Source organism: Fervidicoccaceae archaeon (genome assembly GCA_038734945.1).
Taxonomy (GTDB): domain Archaea; phylum Thermoproteota; class Thermoprotei_A; order Sulfolobales; family Fervidicoccaceae; genus ARK-14.
On the sequence record JAVYOA010000009.1, the window covers coordinates 1 to 16161 of the forward strand.

Below are 16161 nucleotides of genomic sequence, written 5' to 3' on the forward strand. Positions count from 1 at the left end.
TGCAGATTCCATCCAAGATGCCCAAGAGCTATGGATATATGCTCCAGGAAAGAGCCAGAGCTTGTTGAGGTGGAGAGAAATCACTTCGTTGCATGTCATCTGTATGGAGGTAGTGCATGATGTCCCCAATTCTCTCAACTGAAGGACTAAGAGTTTACTTCAAGGGAGCTGGACTATTCAGGAGCTCTCCTTCAGTTAGGGCGGTAGATGGTGTGAGTATAAACGTCGGGGAAGGAGAGGTGTTGGGAATTGTTGGGGAAAGCGGCTCTGGAAAAACAACATTGGGAAAAGCGGTAATAAGGCTCATAGAGCCAACTGGAGGAAAGCTAATTTTCATGGGAATGGAAATAACCCATACCAAGGAGAAGGAGCTGAGGAGACTAAGAAAGAGCATGCAGATCGTCCACCAAGATCCCTATTCCAGCCTGAATCCGAGAATGAGAATAATAGATATTGTTGGCAGACCTCTTGAAGTGCATGAATTAGTCAAGAGCGAGAAGGAGAAAAGAGAAGCAGTTGCAGAGCTTCTCAGGAAGGTGGGTCTAAGCGAGTCTCTGCTCTATAGATACCCCCACGAGCTATCTGGAGGGCAGAGGCAGAGAGTCTCTGTTGCAAGAGCAATAGCTCCCGCGCCAAAGCTCATAGTTCTCGATGAGCCAACTAGTGCTCTGGACGTAAGCGTCCAGGCCCAACTTCTGAATCTTCTCAGGAATCTTAGGAGAGAAATGGGGGTATCCTATCTCTTCATAAGCCACGACCTCTCCGTTGTTTACTATATGAGCGATAGAATAGCTGTAATGTATGCAGGCAAGATTGTAGAGAGCGGCTCAGCAGATGATGTCTTCTTCAACCCACTTCACCCATATACAAGCCTATTGCTCAAGAGCATACCACAGCCAGATCCCAGGAAAAAAATAGAGATATTAGCAGAGGGGGAGCCGCCAAATCCAGCTTCTCCTCCTCCAGGATGCAGATTCCATCCAAGATGCCCAAGAGCTATGGATATATGCTCCAGGAAAGAGCCAGAGCTTGTTGAGGTGGAGAGAAATCACTTCGTTGCATGTCATCTGTATGGAGGTAGTGCATGATGTCCCCCGAGCCGCTTCCAATCCTAATAAGAGGAGGGAAAGTGTATTCTCCGGAACCAAGAGGAACGCAGGATCTGCTTATCTGGGGAGGGAAAATAGCTTTAATGAGAGAGCAAATCGATGAAAGGGATTTAGAGAGGGCCCTGGGAAGGATCGAGGTAATAGATGCAGAGGAAAAACTGATCGTTCCTGGGCTAATAGACCAGCATGTTCATATAAATGGAGCCGGCGGCGAGGGTGGGCCTCTCTATAGAACTCCCCCTGTTAGAGCCCAAGATCTCCTCAGCTCTGGAATAACCACAGTTGTTGGACTGCTAGGCACAGATGGAATAACGAGATCTCTCAGAGATCTCCTCATGAAGGCCAGGCAGCTAACACTGGAAGGAGTGACAGCTTACATCTATACAGGTTCCTATCAGGTACCTTCCCCCACATTAACAGGCTCCATATCATCGGATATAATACTGATAGAAGAGGTTCTGGGAGTGAAAATAGCTCTCTCGGACCACAGATCAAGCCATCCAAACAAGGAGGAGGTTCTCAGGATAGCAAGCGAGGCAAGAGTTGGGGGAATTCTAAGCGGGAAGGCAGGGGTGGTCCATGTGCACATGGGGGAAGAGAGAACCAGGTTCAGTATCTTGATAGAGATAGCAGATGAAACTGACATCCCAATTACCCAGTTTGCTCCAACACATGTTAACAGAAGCAGAGAAGTCCTAGAGAGCTCGCTGGAGTTCGGAAGGAGAGGAGGATTTTTGGATGTTACAACAGGAGTTTCCAAGAAGAGCGGGTTCAGCAGATCTGTCAAGCCTTCCGAAGCGATACAGTTCCTATTGAAGAACGGAATATCTCCATATAGGATAACAATGAGCAGTGATGGAAACGGGAGCATGCCGGAATTTGACGAGAGCGGAAGACTCCTTCGCGTTTTGGTCTCTCCTGTGGATTCCCTTCTAAATGAGCTGAGGGATCTGGTATTAGTTGAGGGAATTAAGCTGGAGGATGCATTGAGGTTTTCTACAGCTAATGTGGCAGAGCACTTGATGCTGAAGGGAAAAGGAAAAGTTGAGAGAGGCTATGATGCCGATCTGCTTATTCTTGATGAGAATTCCTTGAAACCAATGGCAGTTATATCCCAAGGGGAGCTGAGATTTTCCACGCTGAAAAAATGAAAGCATGCTCATCCTTCAACTTCATCGGTGAGAGAAACATTGACAAGCCTCTGAACCCCACCTATTTTCTCTATTATCCTGACAACTGCCGATGGAACTAGATTCCTCCACTCCACTCCATTGAGCATTTTTTCTCTTATCCTTTTTCCACTGTATTCGCCTCTCATGAACATCGGCGGAACTAGAACTTGGTACCCCCTCTCCTTGAAAAGCCTAACAACGAGAGGATTTCTCGATGCTGCTCCATCGAAGGGTGGCAGAAGTGACTCTAGGTAAGTTACCCACACACTATTGTATGATATATCTGGAACTGGAACAACCATTACCCTCCTTCTATCAATCTTCTCCTCATCAAGTGACTCAATGAACATGAGCATCCTCTCTCCTGCAGTGAAAGGATTCTCGAGGGTGTGGCTCTTCTGCGCGCTCCCTATTGCTACTATCACCTCATCTGCCCTCTCGAGAAGCCATTTGATGACTTCAATATGACCTCTATGCACCGGCTGGAACCTTCCAGGAAACACTATTCTTCTCAATCTCTCAGCTACTTCAGACAAATCAGATCACCTACCTTTATGCCAAACCTCTCTGCGAAGTTACCCTTGTTAATTGAGAGTTCCAAAAAACCAAAGCTATTGATATACGCCGCCATCTCCCCCTCAGGTACTAGGCTGAAGGTTCTGCTCACTGTGGCCTTTCCCACCTCTTGATTGCTGATCTTCACGTCCAATTTACCCAAAGAAAGCACATGTTCCGCTTCTTCCTCAGCTGCAGACAAGACTGTGTCTCCAAACGAATCAATGTATATAACTTTGAAGCACCTCCACTCTCCAGACATCTCTGACCACCTTAGGGAAAGCCTCTTGAGGCTTTTCACATCAATTTTTTCCGCAAACTTTTCAACCTCCTCCTCGAGCGACAGCCTGGCTGAAGCAGGAGCAAAAACATCTCTTCCATGGAAAGTTGATGAGACCTGCCAGAAAGAAACTCTGTGCTCATCTATAGCATAGGCCTCAATCTCCTCAGCTCCCTCAGCAATGGGCCACAAGAGGCCGTTGTCTGGACCAACAAAATATCTATCTCCCACTCTCAGGATAATACCCCTCCTTTCGCCTCCAACACCAGGATCCACAACTGAGACATATATCGAGTTCTCGGGATACCAGAGATAGGATGTATAGAGCACATATGCTCCACAAACGATGCAGAAGTGCTGAATGCCATGGGTGAGATCTTCTATTATAGCGCTTGGATTTATCCTTTTTATGGCAGCTTTCATGAGGGAAGCATAGGGATCCCTGGTGCCAAAGTCTGAGAGAAGCACTATGGTCCTCATATCATTTCACAATGAAAAATTGGAAGCCTTGAGTTAAAAGGTTGACTAGAAATCATTCTATTATCCTATGCAGCAGCTTGAGAGCAACCAGTATGGAAACAACATCGAAGATAACAATATTCAGCATATCCCACCCTATGGAATATGATCCATCAACAAGAAGGGATCTAAGGGCATTAACTGTATAGGTGAGCGGATTCACCTCAGCGAGCAGTTGAATTGCTTTGGGCATGACGTTTATTGGATAGAGAGCGTTGCTTGCGAAGAAGAGAGGCATTGTTATGGCACCGATTATCCCCATGAATCTCTCCCTCGTCTTGAGACCTGAAGCAATCAGAATTGAGAGAGCAGTGAAGCCCATGCTGGCTATTATTAGAACGATATATCCCAAGATAAGCTTCAGAGGATCCGATGTTATCTTCGCTCCAACTGCCACTGCAGCCAGGAGAACGATGATATATTGCGTAGATGCTCTGAGCCCTCCGGCTAGCGATCTTCCAATTACTATGAAGCTCCTCGGAATTGGAGAGGAAAGAAGTCTCTTGAGCACTCCAGACTCTCTCTCAAATACAAGCATGATTCCATAGGATAGTGAAATGAACGTCGAGGACTGCAGAATGACTCCTGGAGAGATGAATGTGATGTAGTCTCCAGTAGATGGAAAGGCCCTCACCCTCGCCATTACGCTTCCGAAAATCGCTATCCAAAATATGGGCTGCACAGCTCTCGTAAAAAGCTCAATGGGATCATGAGAAATTCTCCTTAGCTCCAGCTCTGCCATAGCAATTATTGTTTCAAGCCTCTTCATCTCCAGCTTCATCATCCTCCCCTCCTTATCATCTTCCTCTCGCTTACAAGCTCCTTTATGTTTCCACTCTCCTCGGTTATCCTCTTTCCAGTTAGAGCAATGAAGGCCTCATCCAAGGTAGCTTCCTGAACTTTTATTTCCCTTATTTTTATTCCTCTACTCTGCATGAAGGAGATTATAGAGGGGAGAATACTGAAAGCTCCTCTAGCAACGATCTCTATTTCATCTCCCTGAATTTTCTCGACCCTAATGTTGTCTATCTTCAGCAGAAGATCACTTGTTCCATCTATCTGCCTATCCAACCTCATGGAAATTCTGTCCCCTCCTGCAGATGCCTTAAGCTCTTCAGGTGTTCCTGTCTGGATTATTTTACCTGAGACAATTAGACTGACAAAATTGGCGTATTTGTCTGCCTCATCCATGTAGTGCGTTGCAAAGAATATGGTAGTGCCAAATTCCTTCTTATATTCAAGAATTTTCTCCCAAACAATTCTCCTGGCATTGGGGTCCAGGCCAATAGTGGGCTCATCGAGAATCATGAGCCTTGGCTTCACCATGAGAGCACACGCTATTTCTAGCCGCCTGAACATTCCTCCAGAGTAGGTCTTCACCAGCCTGTGAGAGGCCTCCTCCAAGTCCATGATATTGAGGACCTCATCTATTGCTTGTTTCCTCTGCTCCGAAGGAATTCCATAGATCTTCGAATATATGAGCAAATTCTCATATCCCGTTAGATCTGTCCAGAGAGAAACCTCCTGGGGAACATATCCAATGAAATTCCTCACATCTGCTGCCCTTTTGACAACATCCAATCCAAATACCTTAGCACTTCCACTAGTAGGCAATAGCTGGGTTGTCAATATTCTAATTAGAGTTGTTTTTCCAGCTCCATTTGGACCTAGGATCGCATGTATGCTTCCCTCTTCTACCGAGAGATCTAGTCCATCTAGAGCCCTTACTCCTCCGCTATAAATTTTAACTAAGTTCTTCACTTCTATTGCATTCGTAAAAAAACGCCTCCAGAGAACTCTACGAATTCTCTGTATCCACACATGCCCTTTTATTCTTTAACCGAATAAAGTTAGTGGAAACAGTATTATTCTTCTTTGCTTCATCTTCATCTTAGGCTTATCCAGAAAGGTGGGGTAGATTGGCATGGAAAGCGCAGTGCTGATAGATGGAAGCTATGGAGAGGGAGGAGGGCAAATAGTCAGAACATCCATCGCCCTCTCCGCAGTCAGCGGTAGACCAGTCAAGATCTTCAACATAAGAGCTAGGAGGAAGAATCCCGGACTTCAGCATCAGCATTTATCTGCTATCCGCGCCATAGCAATGATCTCTGAGGGAAGGATCTCTGGAGCAACCCTTGGAAGCACAGAAGTTTTCTTTGTGCCAGGTAAGCTAAGATCTGGGAACTTCAGAATAGATGTTGGTACTGCTGGAAGCGTAACCCTAATTGCCCAAGCTCTTTTACCGATCCTTCCATTTCTTCCCGGAAGAACGAAGATCGAAATAATTGGGGGAACAGATGTTCCCTGGAGTCCCACATCTGATTATTTCTCAACTGTCGTTGTTGGGATATCTGAGGCGATAGGGCTGAAGTTCTCCTTCGAAATTGTGAAGCGAGGGTACTATCCAAAGGGAGGAGGCAGAGTTATCATAGAAATCGACGAGCCCCCAGGAGAGATCAGACCCTTCAAACTTATTGAGAGGGGAGAACTAAAGGAGATAATCATCTTGAGCACTGCACACAATCTTCCCAGACATGTTGCAGAGAGGCAGGCAAATTCAGCAGCTGAGATGCTGCAAAGTGCTATGAGAGAAGTGAAGCTAAGGAGAGTCATTGAGGACGACTCGAAAGGAGAGAGGCCTCTGGATCCGGGATCTTCTATAGCGATAGTAGCACGCACTGAAAAATCCTTTCTCGGCTCTGACTCCCTGGGAGAGAGAGGAAAGAGGGCGGAAGTCGTTGGAAAGGAAGCTACAGAGAAGCTCATAGAGGATCTCTCAACAGGAAAGGCCCTAGACAGGCACATGTCCGATATGCTCATTCCTATTGCTGCCCTCGCTGGCAGAGGAAGCGAGCTGGGTGGAGCTAAGCTAACAGAGCACGCTGCAACTAATGTCGAGATAGTCAAGCAGCTTCTGGGGGTAAGGGTTGAAGTAAGTGGAAGAAAGGGGGAGCCATTTACTCTGAAGATCCTTTAGCATGTTCTGCTGTTTCACACTCTTCACCCTTCTCCCTCTCTGGTAGACAAAATCTCCTCACAATCTCCAGTATTATAGAAGTAGTGCTGTTTGGAAAAACATTTGTATTTCTTTTCTCCAGCCTTCTCACATCAATTCCCCTAACCCCCCTTCTCTCCAGCTCTTCCTTAAGCTTTATCTCATCGACCTTCTGGTCTGGCCCGAGAATAAGTATATCAGGAGAAAGCTCAACAACTCTCTTCAGAAAATCCTCCTCATCTCCCAGAACAGCATCTTTAACCCATCTTATGGATTTCACCATTTCGAGCCTAGATTTCTCCGGAAAAATAGTCTCTCTCCCCTTGATCTTTTTCACATTTACATCTCTGGAAACAATCACGTATAGTTCTCCGAACTGAGCAGCTTGCTTCATGAAGTACACGTGTCCAGGATGCAGTATATCGAAGGTTCCAGCTATTACAACCTTTTTGGCTTTCTCTCTCTTCCACTCTATCTTCAGCTTCCCCCTCAATGCCAGAGAATCCAGGAGACCCTCTGCATATGAGATGGCGGCGATCGCGGTTGTGCAGTCCTCCCTTGAAAGGTAGTAGTCAGCATCCTTGACATAGAGCTCTGAGAGCTCCACAAGCTTGAGATCTTCGGGGGGTAGCTGCTCCATACTCCTTTTCGCCTGAGCCAATGCGTCCTTGACCATTGATATATAGAGTGATGCCCTGCTACATGCATCGCTCACTTCCTGTACACCTCAAGCGCCTCTTTTTCCATGAAGTGCAGCTTTCCCGGAACAATGAGCGAGTCTGGAGGATTGAAATGCATTTCCATCAATTCTCCGGCTCTTCCTGCGATAATTCTCTCATCGGGCCAGGAGGCTCTCTCCACAACAACCACCTCAATATCCTCCGAGAACGCTTTCCTCTTCTCAATCCCTTCTGCCTGCATTAGAAGCTTTATTGCCTCTGCAGCGCTGAGGGGTCCAAGCTTCTCATCAATATCAAGGAAGAAAAAAGTATGCAGTCCTCTTCTCCTGTTTTCCTCTAGCACCAAATAAGGATAGATTGAGATAATTCCATCCTTTGGGTAAACTATTGTTGCACTCTCTCCAAACTTGTATTGAAACAGGCCAGTTGCTGAAACGGAATAGGAAAATATGTTGACCGAGGGTATATATTCCACTTGACATCCTCGTTGCATGAAGTGCAGCTTGAGAGCTAAATGAGTTGTTGCAATGTAGGGATCCCCTATAACAGCTAGAGCTACGGCTTTCCCAACCAATGCTTCCTTGAGAATTTTTTCCCCAGAGCTCTCTTCCAGATCCTTCCTTGACAGCCTGAATATTTTCTCCCTTCTCACACCAATTTTCTCCAGGGCAAGGATTGGTTCGGGATAGTAGAAGCTAGTGTACTCTTCCAAGTAGACCAGATCAGCCTCCCTTAGAGCTTCAGCAGCTCTAAGCGTTATGTGTCCTTCTTGGAGGCCGAGTCCAATGAACGCAATTCTACCAATGCATCTGCTCAAGACAATCATTCCCCGGAGCGAGTGAAATATTAGTTCGATAGCTCTATTTATTCATTCACAGATGATGAAGTATGGGAATTGCATACATTAACGGAATATTGAGCATTGGAGGCATCTCTGCTGAGGAAATTGCCAAGGAGTTTGGAACCCCCATATATGTATATGATGAGGAGACAATTCGCAAGAGCTATGAGAGAATAAGGGAAGCATTTTCCTACGAGAACCTTGAAATAATGTATGCAGCTAAGGCAAATTCCAACATCCACATTCTCAAGATAATGAGAGAACTGGGTGCTGGGCTTGATGCTGTTTCTCCCTATGAAGTCTTGTTGGGAAGGATGGCAGGATTTGCTCCGGAGTCAATTTTATTCACTGGAAGCAGTGTGAGCAATGAGGACATGAGAATGGCAATAGAGGCAGGAGCTCTGATTAATATTGACTCGATATCGCAGCTCAGAAGATATGCATCTCTCTTCCCGGGAGGAGAGGTCTCGATCAGGATAAACCTTGGCTATGGAAGCGGCTATCATTCATATTTGGTGACTGGAGGAAGAACAAAGTTTGGAATAGATGCAATAGATCTGGATCTCGCTATCGATATAGCTATGAGAAATGGAATCAAAATCATTGGTCTGCATACTCATATGGGTTCTGGAATAGTTGACTGGAAACTCTATGTGAGGGCTCTAAAGGATCTTCTCACATTGGCCAGAAAGCTTGATGGCCTGGAATTTGTTGATGTTGGCGGTGGATTTGGCATCGCATATAGAAAGGAGGATCCATCAATTGAAATTGAAAAAGTAGGAGCCGAGCTTTCCCGAATGATGCATTCCTTCAACATGGAAATTGGCAGAAGCGTGAAGCTCAGAATCGAACCAGGAAGGTTCCTAGTTGCAAGGGCAGGAGCACTCATAGCTAGAGTGGTTGATGTGAAGGAGATCCGGCATGGAGAGGAGAGAGAGGCATTCATTGGGATAGATAGCGGAATGGGTCATCTCATAAGGCCAGCCCTTTATGAAGCATATCACGAAGTGGTTCCAGTGAGAGAGAAAGTGGGAGAGAGAATCAGGGCTCATGTAGTAGGTAATTACTGTGAGAGCGGGGATATAATAGCTCTAGATAGAATTCTTCCATATATGAGAGAGGGAGATCTGCTTGCTGTTCTGGATGCAGGAGCCTATGGGTACTCAATGAGCTCCAACTATAATATGAGGCCCCGGCCTGCCGAGGTCATGGTTAGAATTGGAGGAAAGGTAGAGCTAATTAGAAGGAGAGAAACCTTCGAAGACATGGTAAGAGGAATGATAATCAAATGAATCTCAATAGGAAGCTGGGCTTGGATTCAGCACGAACCTATAATAGAAATCATCGAATCATTTCAGTATTGCTGAAAAACGCATTTTCATGACAGATCCTGGGAAAAAGAAAAAGCTAGGGATAGATCTGTCCTGGCTCGATAATGGAGCCTGGCCTCAGGGCAGTACCTCCATTAACTATAGCACCTTCTCCAACTATAGCCCCCCTCTTTCTATAAGCTTCTCCCTTCTTTCTGGCCTCATGTACATCAAAGTTGAGCGTCACAACGAGAGGTCTGAGAGTAGCTCTTTCTCCGATGACACTGTCGGTCACGTTTGAATGAGATCCTATAGTTGCCCTCATTCCTATGTAGCTCCTCTTTACTTCAGCTCCCGAGCCAATGATAGCATAGGGCTCAACAGAAACACCTGCTCTAAGCAACGTATGTGCTCCCACAAATGCCCCCCTAGATATGTAGGCTGGTCCCTTTATTATTGAGTAATGGTCAATGACGGCATCATCCTCAATTATGACGGGACCTTCCAATATGGCAGTAGGGCTTACCTTTGCGCTCGAGCTTATATGCATGCCGACAGTCTCCGTGAGAAGCGATTTCACTATCTCGAGAAGCTGCCATGGAGATGAAATCGGGCTGTACTTTCCAGAATATATATAGAAGGATGGGTTCTCCTCATTGAGCATCTTCAATAGAACCTCATTCAAATTCCTGGAATTTTCCAACCTACTGACTATGCTGTCCCGCTCAGCAAACATAACTCCTGTGAATAAATATGGAGATCCTATATCTCCCATCAGAGCAGCCCGCTTCACATATTTTCCTATGAACTCAACCTCAACACCTATCTTTCCTGCTAGCTCTTCATGTGGAATTTGGCTTGGGACAAGAACAGCTAGGCTCTTCCCTCCAGCTTCATTCCACGCTGCTAGAGCGCTTTGTAGAAAGTCCGAAGAGAACATGTGGCTTCCGGCTATAAATGCTATATCGTTTTCCTTCGCCCTCGAAATAGCCTGCTGGGCGCATAGGATCTCGCTTCCTTCCTCACATTCAATCAGCGTTGTTCTTTCCCCTACTGCAGCCCTTACCTCCTGTGAAATATATGGATAAGCAACTATGAAGTCAGTGAAACCAGAATCCAGAACGCTCTGCGTCATCCATACAGCAACTGGCTTGCCAAGGATCGATATGTTTGAGACAGATCTATCTCTTTTTGTCAGAGGATATAGGTTCTCAAAACTCGTATGGCTTACATACACTACTGAGACCATCTCACATCACTCCACTGTGACTGTTTTTGCTAGATTTCTTGGTCTGTCTGGATCATGCCCTCTCCTTACAGCGGTATAGTATGCGAGGAGCTGAAATGGGGGAGTGAGGGCATAGGGCTCGAGCAGGTATTCTGCCTCCGGAACAGCTAAAACCATCTTTGCGCCCAGCCTCTCGCTTATCCTTCTGAAGGAAATAGCTACTGTAAACGCCCCTCTCGCATTCATTTCTGCTATGTTGCTCGCGATATCCTCATGTGAGTCAGAGGTAACAATGAAGAAGACAGGAAAACCAGCTTCAACCAGGGCTATTGGACCATGCTTGGACTCACCGGCAGGATATGCTTCAGCGTGAATATAGGATATTTCTTTCAGCTTGAGTGCAGCCTCGTATGCCAGGGGAACTCCAAGCCCTCTGCCAAGAAAATAGAGACTCTGAACTGATGCTATTCTTTCAGCCATCATCTTGGCTGGACCCTCCGTTAAGCTTATTGCATCACCTGCCACTTTTCCAGCAGAGCCCATGAGTTTCAAAAGATCTTCCTCCTCTTTGGTAGTGATTTTTCCTACCTTTGCTGCCAGCTTTATTGAGAGGAGGGATGCAACTAGAGCCTGGGTAAGAAAGGTCTTCGTGGCAGCCACTCCTATTTCAGGGCCAGCTCTCATAGGTATTGTGAAGTCAGACTCTCTTCCAATAGTGCTTCCCATAACGTTAGTTATTGACACTGCTATAGCTCCTCTCTCCTTGAAGGTCCTCATCGCCTTCATCGTATCTATGGTTTCTCCGCTCTGGCTGACAGCTATTATTATGTCCCCCTTTCTAGCCAAGCTTCCCACGGTTTTATATTCAGATGCTATGAACGGATATACTATTTTTCCAGTCAGCATTTCAACATAAAGCTTAAGAAGGAGGGAAGCATGGAAGCTCGTACCGGCAGCAGTAACGAATATCCTCTCTCCCTTGGCCAGTACATCAGCCGCTCTATCGAGTATGTCATCGCTCATGAGCCCATCGTATGTGCTTTTTAGAACCTGAGGCTGCTCATGTATCTCTTTTATCATGAAGTGAGGATATCCCCCCTTTCTAACCATCTCCGACTTCCACTCAACGAGGAGCAATCTCCTACTAACATCTACCTTTTCTCCATTCAGGCTCTCAATGTGAACTTCTTCGGGAGATATCCAACCTAGTTCTCCGTCAGAGAGGGGAATGAATGCATTAGTGTACTCCAGCATGGCTGGTATGTCACTTGCCAGGAAATTCATTTCCTTGGCAACACCAACAATCAATGGGCTCTCCTTTCTTGCAAAGAATATTTTTTTTGGCTCTTTCCTATAAATAACAGCAATCGCATAGCTTCCTTCCAGCATGGATACCGCTTTTCTGAAAGCTTTGAAGAAATCATCATTATTCTTAGAGAGCTCCTCGATGAGATGGGCAACTACCTCTGTGTCGGTCTCGCTTCTGAAGATGTGCCCCCTTGCATGGAGCATCTTTTTCAGCTCGAGAAAGTTCTTTATAATGCCATTGTGCACTATAGCAATTTCCTCCCTGCAGTCAACCTGTGGGTGGGCATTAATTTGTGTTGGAGAGCCATGGGTTGCCCACCTGGTGTGGCCTATTCCAACAAATCCTGGCGTATCAGTAAAGTTGTATCTCCTAGCAACCTGGTCAAGCATGCCATCGCTCTTCTTGACAATTATTTTGTCCCTGTTGCTATCTATCATTGCAATCCCAACACTATCGTATCCTCTGTACTCGAGGGACTTTAGACTTCTCGTGATCATTTCAGCAACCTTAACCCTGTCTCCTAATAGTGAACTAGCGGCAACTCCTATTATTCCACACAAGCTGGGATACCTCTACTTACTCATGATACTGGTGCATTGAACTGATGCTTTATATCCTTAGCGAATAAATTTGAGCGGAAATGGAAAGCTTTCATCTCTATATGCTTCATCCCAAAATAGATATTCATAAATGGAGCTAAGTCTAAATGCTTCCTCAATCTCTCTCCACTTTTTCTGATCAACATTTTCCAGCACTTCATCAGCTATCCTGAGGATCCTGTTCACAATTTTCTCATAAGTTCCTGTGGAGTAAGTTTCTATCCATTTCCTGTACATCTCTTTTGGGGAACCTCTTGCCTCCAGCTGCCTTCCCACCTCCAAGTATATCCAGTAGCACGGAAGCACGGCACTGAGGCCTACAGGAAAGTCCCTCGAGAGTACTGAAGAAAGGAGATGATTGACGTAAGCTACATTGACTGGATTCGGAGAAGCTCTCTCTATTTCCTCCCTCGATATCCCCCAGACAGCAAAGAAGCTCTCATGCAGGCTCTTTTCAACTTCATATACTCCCAGAGCATCCTCTATGAGGATCCTCTGCCATTCCTCCGCCGGAGCTCTAAGAGCAAGGGCCGAAAGAGCCTTTGCGAACCCCCTCAAGTAAATCGTATCCTGAACCACATATACTTTGAAAAGCCTCTCATTGAGCGAGCCATCAGTGAGCCCTTTCAAGAATGGATGAGCAATTATTGCCTCAAATACATCAGCTATACTTTTCCAGAGCCTCTGCGTTGGCCTCTCGGCCAAACTTGAACACCATGGTTTTTTTGTTTTTAAAAAATATAAGGTTACTTTTCACGTTTCTTCTTGAAATTCAAAGAGAGTTTCAGGAAAAAGGGAATTTGGCTTGAGGGGATCTCAGAAGTATCTAGTCATCTACGTTGCAGTGAGCATACCGCTCAACTTCATCGCCAAAGATCTTCTGTTACTGTTTAATCCCTTCTTTCTCACGGCAATCCGCTCGCTTGTTATGATGCTTGTTCTAATATTTCTCAGAATGAGCTTCCCCAGAATCGAAAGATATCATGTTCTCATGGCAGCACTCATCTATATCAGCACCATACTTTGGCTCGAGAGTCTCATTATCTTAACACCAGGGGACTCCATAGTTCTAGGTTACTCTATGCCCGTAATAGCAGTATTTCTCGGCTGGGTGCTACTTGGTGAGAGGGAAAAGCTTTGGCCAGCTATTATATCATTTCTTGGCTTCATCATATATGCTTATCCTATTTCCACTCGAGGAAGCATTGAGGGGGCAGTCATCTCTCTCTCAAATGCCTTTTTCTGGGCACTTTACAGTGTTCTCTACAGAAAGAGCAGGAACGATGATCCCCTGGAGACAAATGCAGCAATATTCACTGTTCTCACACTGATGTCCATTCCTACAGCCCTTCTTGAGAGAGTTCCCCTTGAAGCCCTTCTGAGCCCTCGTTATATCATCGATCTTTTCTGGCTCTCCATAGCAGGAGGTGCGTTTCAATTCATTTCCTGGAACAAGCTTCTGCTTATAGATGGGGTTGAGAAAGCAACAGTTGAGAGCTATCTCGTTCCGATAGGAGTTCTCCTGACTCAATTCCTCATTTTCAAAATTTCTCCATATATTATCCAAATTGCTGGCCTCGGACTGGCCCTTTTTGGAATAATCATATCAGCAAAAGTGAAGAACAATAGTCAGACTTCCACAAGGAAAGCTCTTCAAGTTGAAGTTTGATCAAAGAGGAAGCATCAGGGGAGGTTCACTCGATCATCCGATCTCCATTTACGCTCTCATCATCTGCTCCTCGCTCAGCAATCTAGCTATGTGCTCAGCTATTTCTTCCTTCCTGAGAGGCAGCTGCACCCCCGTCCTCCTTATTCTTAGAACAGCTGAGCTGGTATCTTCTTCCTTCTTTCCAATCACAATAATGAGAGGAGTCCACAGCATCCCCCACTCTCTCAGCTTTTCTCCCAGCCTCTTCTGCGAGAGATCAATGAAAACTCTAGCGAGACCTGCTTTTCTCAGCTCCTGTGCTATTTCTCTAGCGTAGTTCTCGGAAGCATCGCCTATTCTCAGCACAGTTGCCTGATACGGGGAAAACTCAATAGGTAGGGATGGAGGATCCTCCAATCCTTCTTCCAGAGCTATCAGTCTGTCGGCTATAAGGGAAACTATAAAACTATTCAATAGCATGTATTTTTCTTGTTCGGTTTGGATTCCAACCGGAATGGATATTTCCTCTCCATATTCTGCGATTATAATCCCTCCACTCTCCTCAAGCTTGAGCTTTCTGAAGTCTCTCCTACAGGGGCTTCCATGAGAGTGTAGGAAAAAATCAACTAAGGACTCTCCTCCGGGCAATATTGACAGTTTTATGTTCCCTCCCCCCTCGCAATGCTTGGCTGCCTCATCTAATGAGGAGGCCGTGCACATGAAATGAGAGGGAGTGACCCTCTCCATGATAATCTGAGACCAAGGCTCTCTGAACTTTGCGAACTCCCTGGAAATATCGAGGCCGAATCTCCGGAAATAATCATTTACAAGCTTCTCGTGGATCTTCCTAGAAAGCCTGAGGGCCTCTTTTCCTCTCTTTCTTTCAAAGCTCCTTGAAAGCTCAGCCAGAGGATGACCGTAAGCTTCTATGAGGAACTCCTTGTACCATCCGAAGGGAGCTCTCATAACCGAGCTGGCACATCTTTGAGTACGCTCAAACAGCTCCTTCAGCAATTGGATAGATCTATTTGGAGACTCCAAATTGCTTGATAAATGTGCATAGGGATAAATGACTATTGTTGAGGCTTTTACTCTAGAGGCATGACTGCAGATCTCTCTCGCGACTTCTTCTACTTCCGCTTCTCCATCTCCTCTCTCTATTGTTGTGAAAACAACTAGAGCGTTCTCAGCTGAGGCCCCTTCTCCAAACCCTTCATCCTCAGCATTGTCCAACGCCTTCTCTCTTATCTTGTAGCTGAACCTCTTAGCATGAATCTGGAGAGTTCTCATTTGGAGATCACTGCTATATAGATAGGAAGCTTCTCTTTTCTCCAGTCTGCTGAGGCTGAAGTGTGGGAAGAGGAGGAGGTACTTGAAGCTCTCTCGATATCAATATGAGTGATGACATAATGTGAGGGAATATGAGAGAAGATACAACAGCTATTCTCTCCTCCTGCTTCCTCTTTTCGAAAAACTCAACCCTCTCCTCCTGATTCTGTGTCTGGATTCTAGCCTTTCCTCCTAGGTTAATTGTTATTGCCATAGGATCCGAATTCAGGCTAACCTTGAACTCATATAGTCCAGTGCCCGAGGAGGGATCTTCGCTTATTCTCGTAACGCTCATCTGGGTATTGTATCTGAAAATTTGCGGAAGAGCCTCCGATATCTTTTCTCCACTAATTCTTTCAACTATAATCTGTATCATTGGCAACACTACCACCTTCATTTCCTATTACGAGGGAAGCAACTTGTGAAGCTCTTTCCCTTGCATCTTCAACATCTTTTCCAGATACATTAATTATTATCCCTGTTCTCAATTCTCTGAACTTGAATCTTCTGGATCCATTTATTTCATACTCCTCAATCAATGTTAGCTCAAATGTTCCTGGGCTCATAATCAACGCCCTCATCATAAT

General features: G+C 45.6%; 18 protein-coding genes. 6 read left to right on the top strand and 12 right to left on the bottom strand.

The window, feature by feature from the left end:
• From QXR92_04440 to iadA, 3 genes are all read left to right on the top strand, one after another.
• On the top strand, positions 1-120 hold a 120-nt coding region (locus QXR92_04440), incomplete at its 5' end, for an oligopeptide ABC transporter ATP-binding protein (protein MEM0319248.1).
• Positions 120-1088, top strand: a complete 969-nt coding sequence (locus QXR92_04445) for an ABC transporter ATP-binding protein (GenBank protein MEM0319249.1) — start codon at positions 120-122, stop codon at positions 1086-1088. The genes QXR92_04440 and QXR92_04445, both read left to right, overlap by 1 nt.
• Entirely contained in the window at positions 1088-2260 is a 1173-nt protein-coding gene (gene iadA, locus QXR92_04450) for a beta-aspartyl-peptidase (GenBank protein MEM0319250.1), read from the top strand. Before QXR92_04445 ends, iadA begins: the two co-directional genes overlap by 1 nt.
• Positions 2261-2268: 8 nt before the next feature.
• Here iadA and QXR92_04455 read toward each other — a convergent pair whose 3' ends face one another.
• The 4 genes from QXR92_04455 to QXR92_04470 are packed head-to-tail and all read right to left on the bottom strand — an operon-like array spanning position 2269 to position 5396.
• The gene (locus tag QXR92_04455; GenBank protein ID MEM0319251.1) at positions 2269-2817 is read right to left on the bottom strand and encodes a nicotinamide-nucleotide adenylyltransferase; all 549 of its coding nucleotides are present in this window, start codon (positions 2815-2817) and stop codon (positions 2269-2271) included.
• Positions 2805-3596: an SAM-dependent chlorinase/fluorinase gene (locus tag QXR92_04460; GenBank protein MEM0319252.1), complete on the bottom strand. Its 792-nt coding sequence runs from the start codon at positions 3594-3596 to the stop codon at positions 2805-2807. The genes QXR92_04455 and QXR92_04460 overlap by 13 nt, the downstream gene beginning before the upstream one ends.
• 52 nt (positions 3597-3648) lie before the next feature.
• Positions 3649-4416 (bottom strand): ABC transporter permease, encoded by a 768-nt coding sequence (locus QXR92_04465; GenBank protein ID MEM0319253.1) that lies wholly within the window; start codon positions 4414-4416, stop codon positions 3649-3651.
• Positions 4416-5396: an ATP-binding cassette domain-containing protein gene (locus tag QXR92_04470; GenBank protein MEM0319254.1), complete on the bottom strand. Its 981-nt coding sequence runs from the start codon at positions 5394-5396 to the stop codon at positions 4416-4418. Before QXR92_04470 ends, QXR92_04465 begins: the two co-directional genes overlap by 1 nt.
• A gap of 163 nt (positions 5397-5559) precedes the next feature.
• Here QXR92_04470 and rtcA point away from each other — a divergent pair, with 163 nt between their 5' ends.
• Positions 5560-6612 (top strand): RNA 3'-terminal phosphate cyclase, encoded by a 1053-nt coding sequence (gene rtcA / locus QXR92_04475; protein ID MEM0319255.1) that lies wholly within the window; start codon positions 5560-5562, stop codon positions 6610-6612.
• Here the strand turns inward: rtcA and QXR92_04480 are convergent.
• Entirely contained in the window at positions 6593-7345 is a 753-nt protein-coding gene (locus tag QXR92_04480) for a DUF357 domain-containing protein (protein MEM0319256.1), read from the bottom strand. The genes rtcA and QXR92_04480 overlap by 20 nt on opposite strands.
• Complete coding sequence (dph5, locus tag QXR92_04485) at positions 7342-8127, bottom strand: diphthine synthase (GenBank protein ID MEM0319257.1); 786 nt, start codon at positions 8125-8127, stop codon at positions 7342-7344. The genes QXR92_04480 and dph5 overlap by 4 nt, the downstream gene beginning before the upstream one ends.
• Positions 8128-8198: 71 nt before the next feature.
• Here dph5 and lysA point away from each other — a divergent pair, with 71 nt between their 5' ends.
• On the top strand, positions 8199-9443 hold the full coding sequence (gene lysA / locus QXR92_04490) for a diaminopimelate decarboxylase (protein MEM0319258.1): 1245 nt from the start codon (positions 8199-8201) through the stop codon (positions 9441-9443).
• Between the two features lie 115 nt (positions 9444-9558).
• Here lysA and QXR92_04495 read toward each other — a convergent pair whose 3' ends face one another.
• The 3 genes from QXR92_04495 to tenA are packed head-to-tail and all read right to left on the bottom strand — an operon-like array spanning position 9559 to position 13302.
• Positions 9559-10710, bottom strand: a complete 1152-nt coding sequence (locus tag QXR92_04495) for an NDP-sugar synthase (GenBank protein ID MEM0319259.1) — start codon at positions 10708-10710, stop codon at positions 9559-9561.
• A gap of 6 nt (positions 10711-10716) precedes the next feature.
• A complete protein-coding gene (glmS, locus tag QXR92_04500; GenBank protein ID MEM0319260.1) occupies positions 10717-12558 on the bottom strand; it encodes a glutamine--fructose-6-phosphate transaminase (isomerizing) in 1842 nt (613 codons plus the stop codon).
• A gap of 57 nt (positions 12559-12615) precedes the next feature.
• Positions 12616-13302 carry a thiaminase II gene (gene tenA, locus QXR92_04505; GenBank protein MEM0319261.1) on the bottom strand — a complete coding sequence of 229 codons (687 nt, stop codon included), beginning with the start codon at positions 13300-13302 and terminating at the stop codon, positions 12616-12618.
• Between the two features lie 100 nt (positions 13303-13402).
• On the opposite strand from tenA, the gene QXR92_04510 reads away from it, so the two are divergent.
• Positions 13403-14266 (top strand): DMT family transporter, encoded by an 864-nt coding sequence (locus QXR92_04510; GenBank protein MEM0319262.1) that lies wholly within the window; start codon positions 13403-13405, stop codon positions 14264-14266.
• Between the two features lie 48 nt (positions 14267-14314).
• Here the strand turns inward: QXR92_04510 and QXR92_04515 are convergent, their stop codons facing one another.
• Genes QXR92_04515 through QXR92_04525 form a run of 3 tightly spaced genes read right to left on the bottom strand, consistent with a single transcriptional unit; the run spans position 14315 to position 16140 of the window.
• Positions 14315-15535 carry a threonyl-tRNA synthetase editing domain-containing protein gene (locus tag QXR92_04515; GenBank protein MEM0319263.1) on the bottom strand — a complete coding sequence of 407 codons (1221 nt, stop codon included), beginning with the start codon at positions 15533-15535 and terminating at the stop codon, positions 14315-14317.
• 13 nt (positions 15536-15548) lie between these two features.
• Entirely contained in the window at positions 15549-15956 is a 408-nt protein-coding gene (locus tag QXR92_04520; protein ID MEM0319264.1) for a hypothetical protein, read from the bottom strand.
• On the bottom strand, positions 15931-16140 hold the full coding sequence (locus QXR92_04525; protein MEM0319265.1) for a hypothetical protein: 210 nt from the start codon (positions 16138-16140) through the stop codon (positions 15931-15933). The genes QXR92_04520 and QXR92_04525 overlap by 26 nt, the downstream gene beginning before the upstream one ends.
• Positions 16141-16161 lie beyond the last annotated feature (21 nt).

Bases quoted from the DNA above. Each gene is read 5' to 3' on its own strand.
- rtcA (MEM0319255.1), top strand. From the start codon at position 5,560: ATGGAAAGCGCAGTGCTGATAGATGGAAGCTATGGAGAGGGAGGAGGG.
- QXR92_04460 (MEM0319252.1), bottom strand. From the start codon at position 3,596: ATGAGGACCATAGTGCTTCTCTCAGACTTTGGCACCAGGGATCCCTAT.
- QXR92_04525 (MEM0319265.1), bottom strand. From the start codon at position 16,140: ATGAGCCCAGGAACATTTGAGCTAACATTGATTGAGGAGTATGAAATA.
- QXR92_04515 (MEM0319263.1), bottom strand. From the start codon at position 15,535: ATGAGAACTCTCCAGATTCATGCTAAGAGGTTCAGCTACAAGATAAGA.
- QXR92_04445 (MEM0319249.1), top strand. From the start codon at position 120: ATGTCCCCAATTCTCTCAACTGAAGGACTAAGAGTTTACTTCAAGGGA.
- lysA (MEM0319258.1), top strand. From the start codon at position 8,199: ATGGGAATTGCATACATTAACGGAATATTGAGCATTGGAGGCATCTCT.
- QXR92_04465 (MEM0319253.1), bottom strand. From the start codon at position 4,416: ATGAAGCTGGAGATGAAGAGGCTTGAAACAATAATTGCTATGGCAGAG.
- iadA (MEM0319250.1), top strand. From the start codon at position 1,088: ATGTCCCCCGAGCCGCTTCCAATCCTAATAAGAGGAGGGAAAGTGTAT.
- QXR92_04495 (MEM0319259.1), bottom strand. From the start codon at position 10,710: ATGGTCTCAGTAGTGTATGTAAGCCATACGAGTTTTGAGAACCTATAT.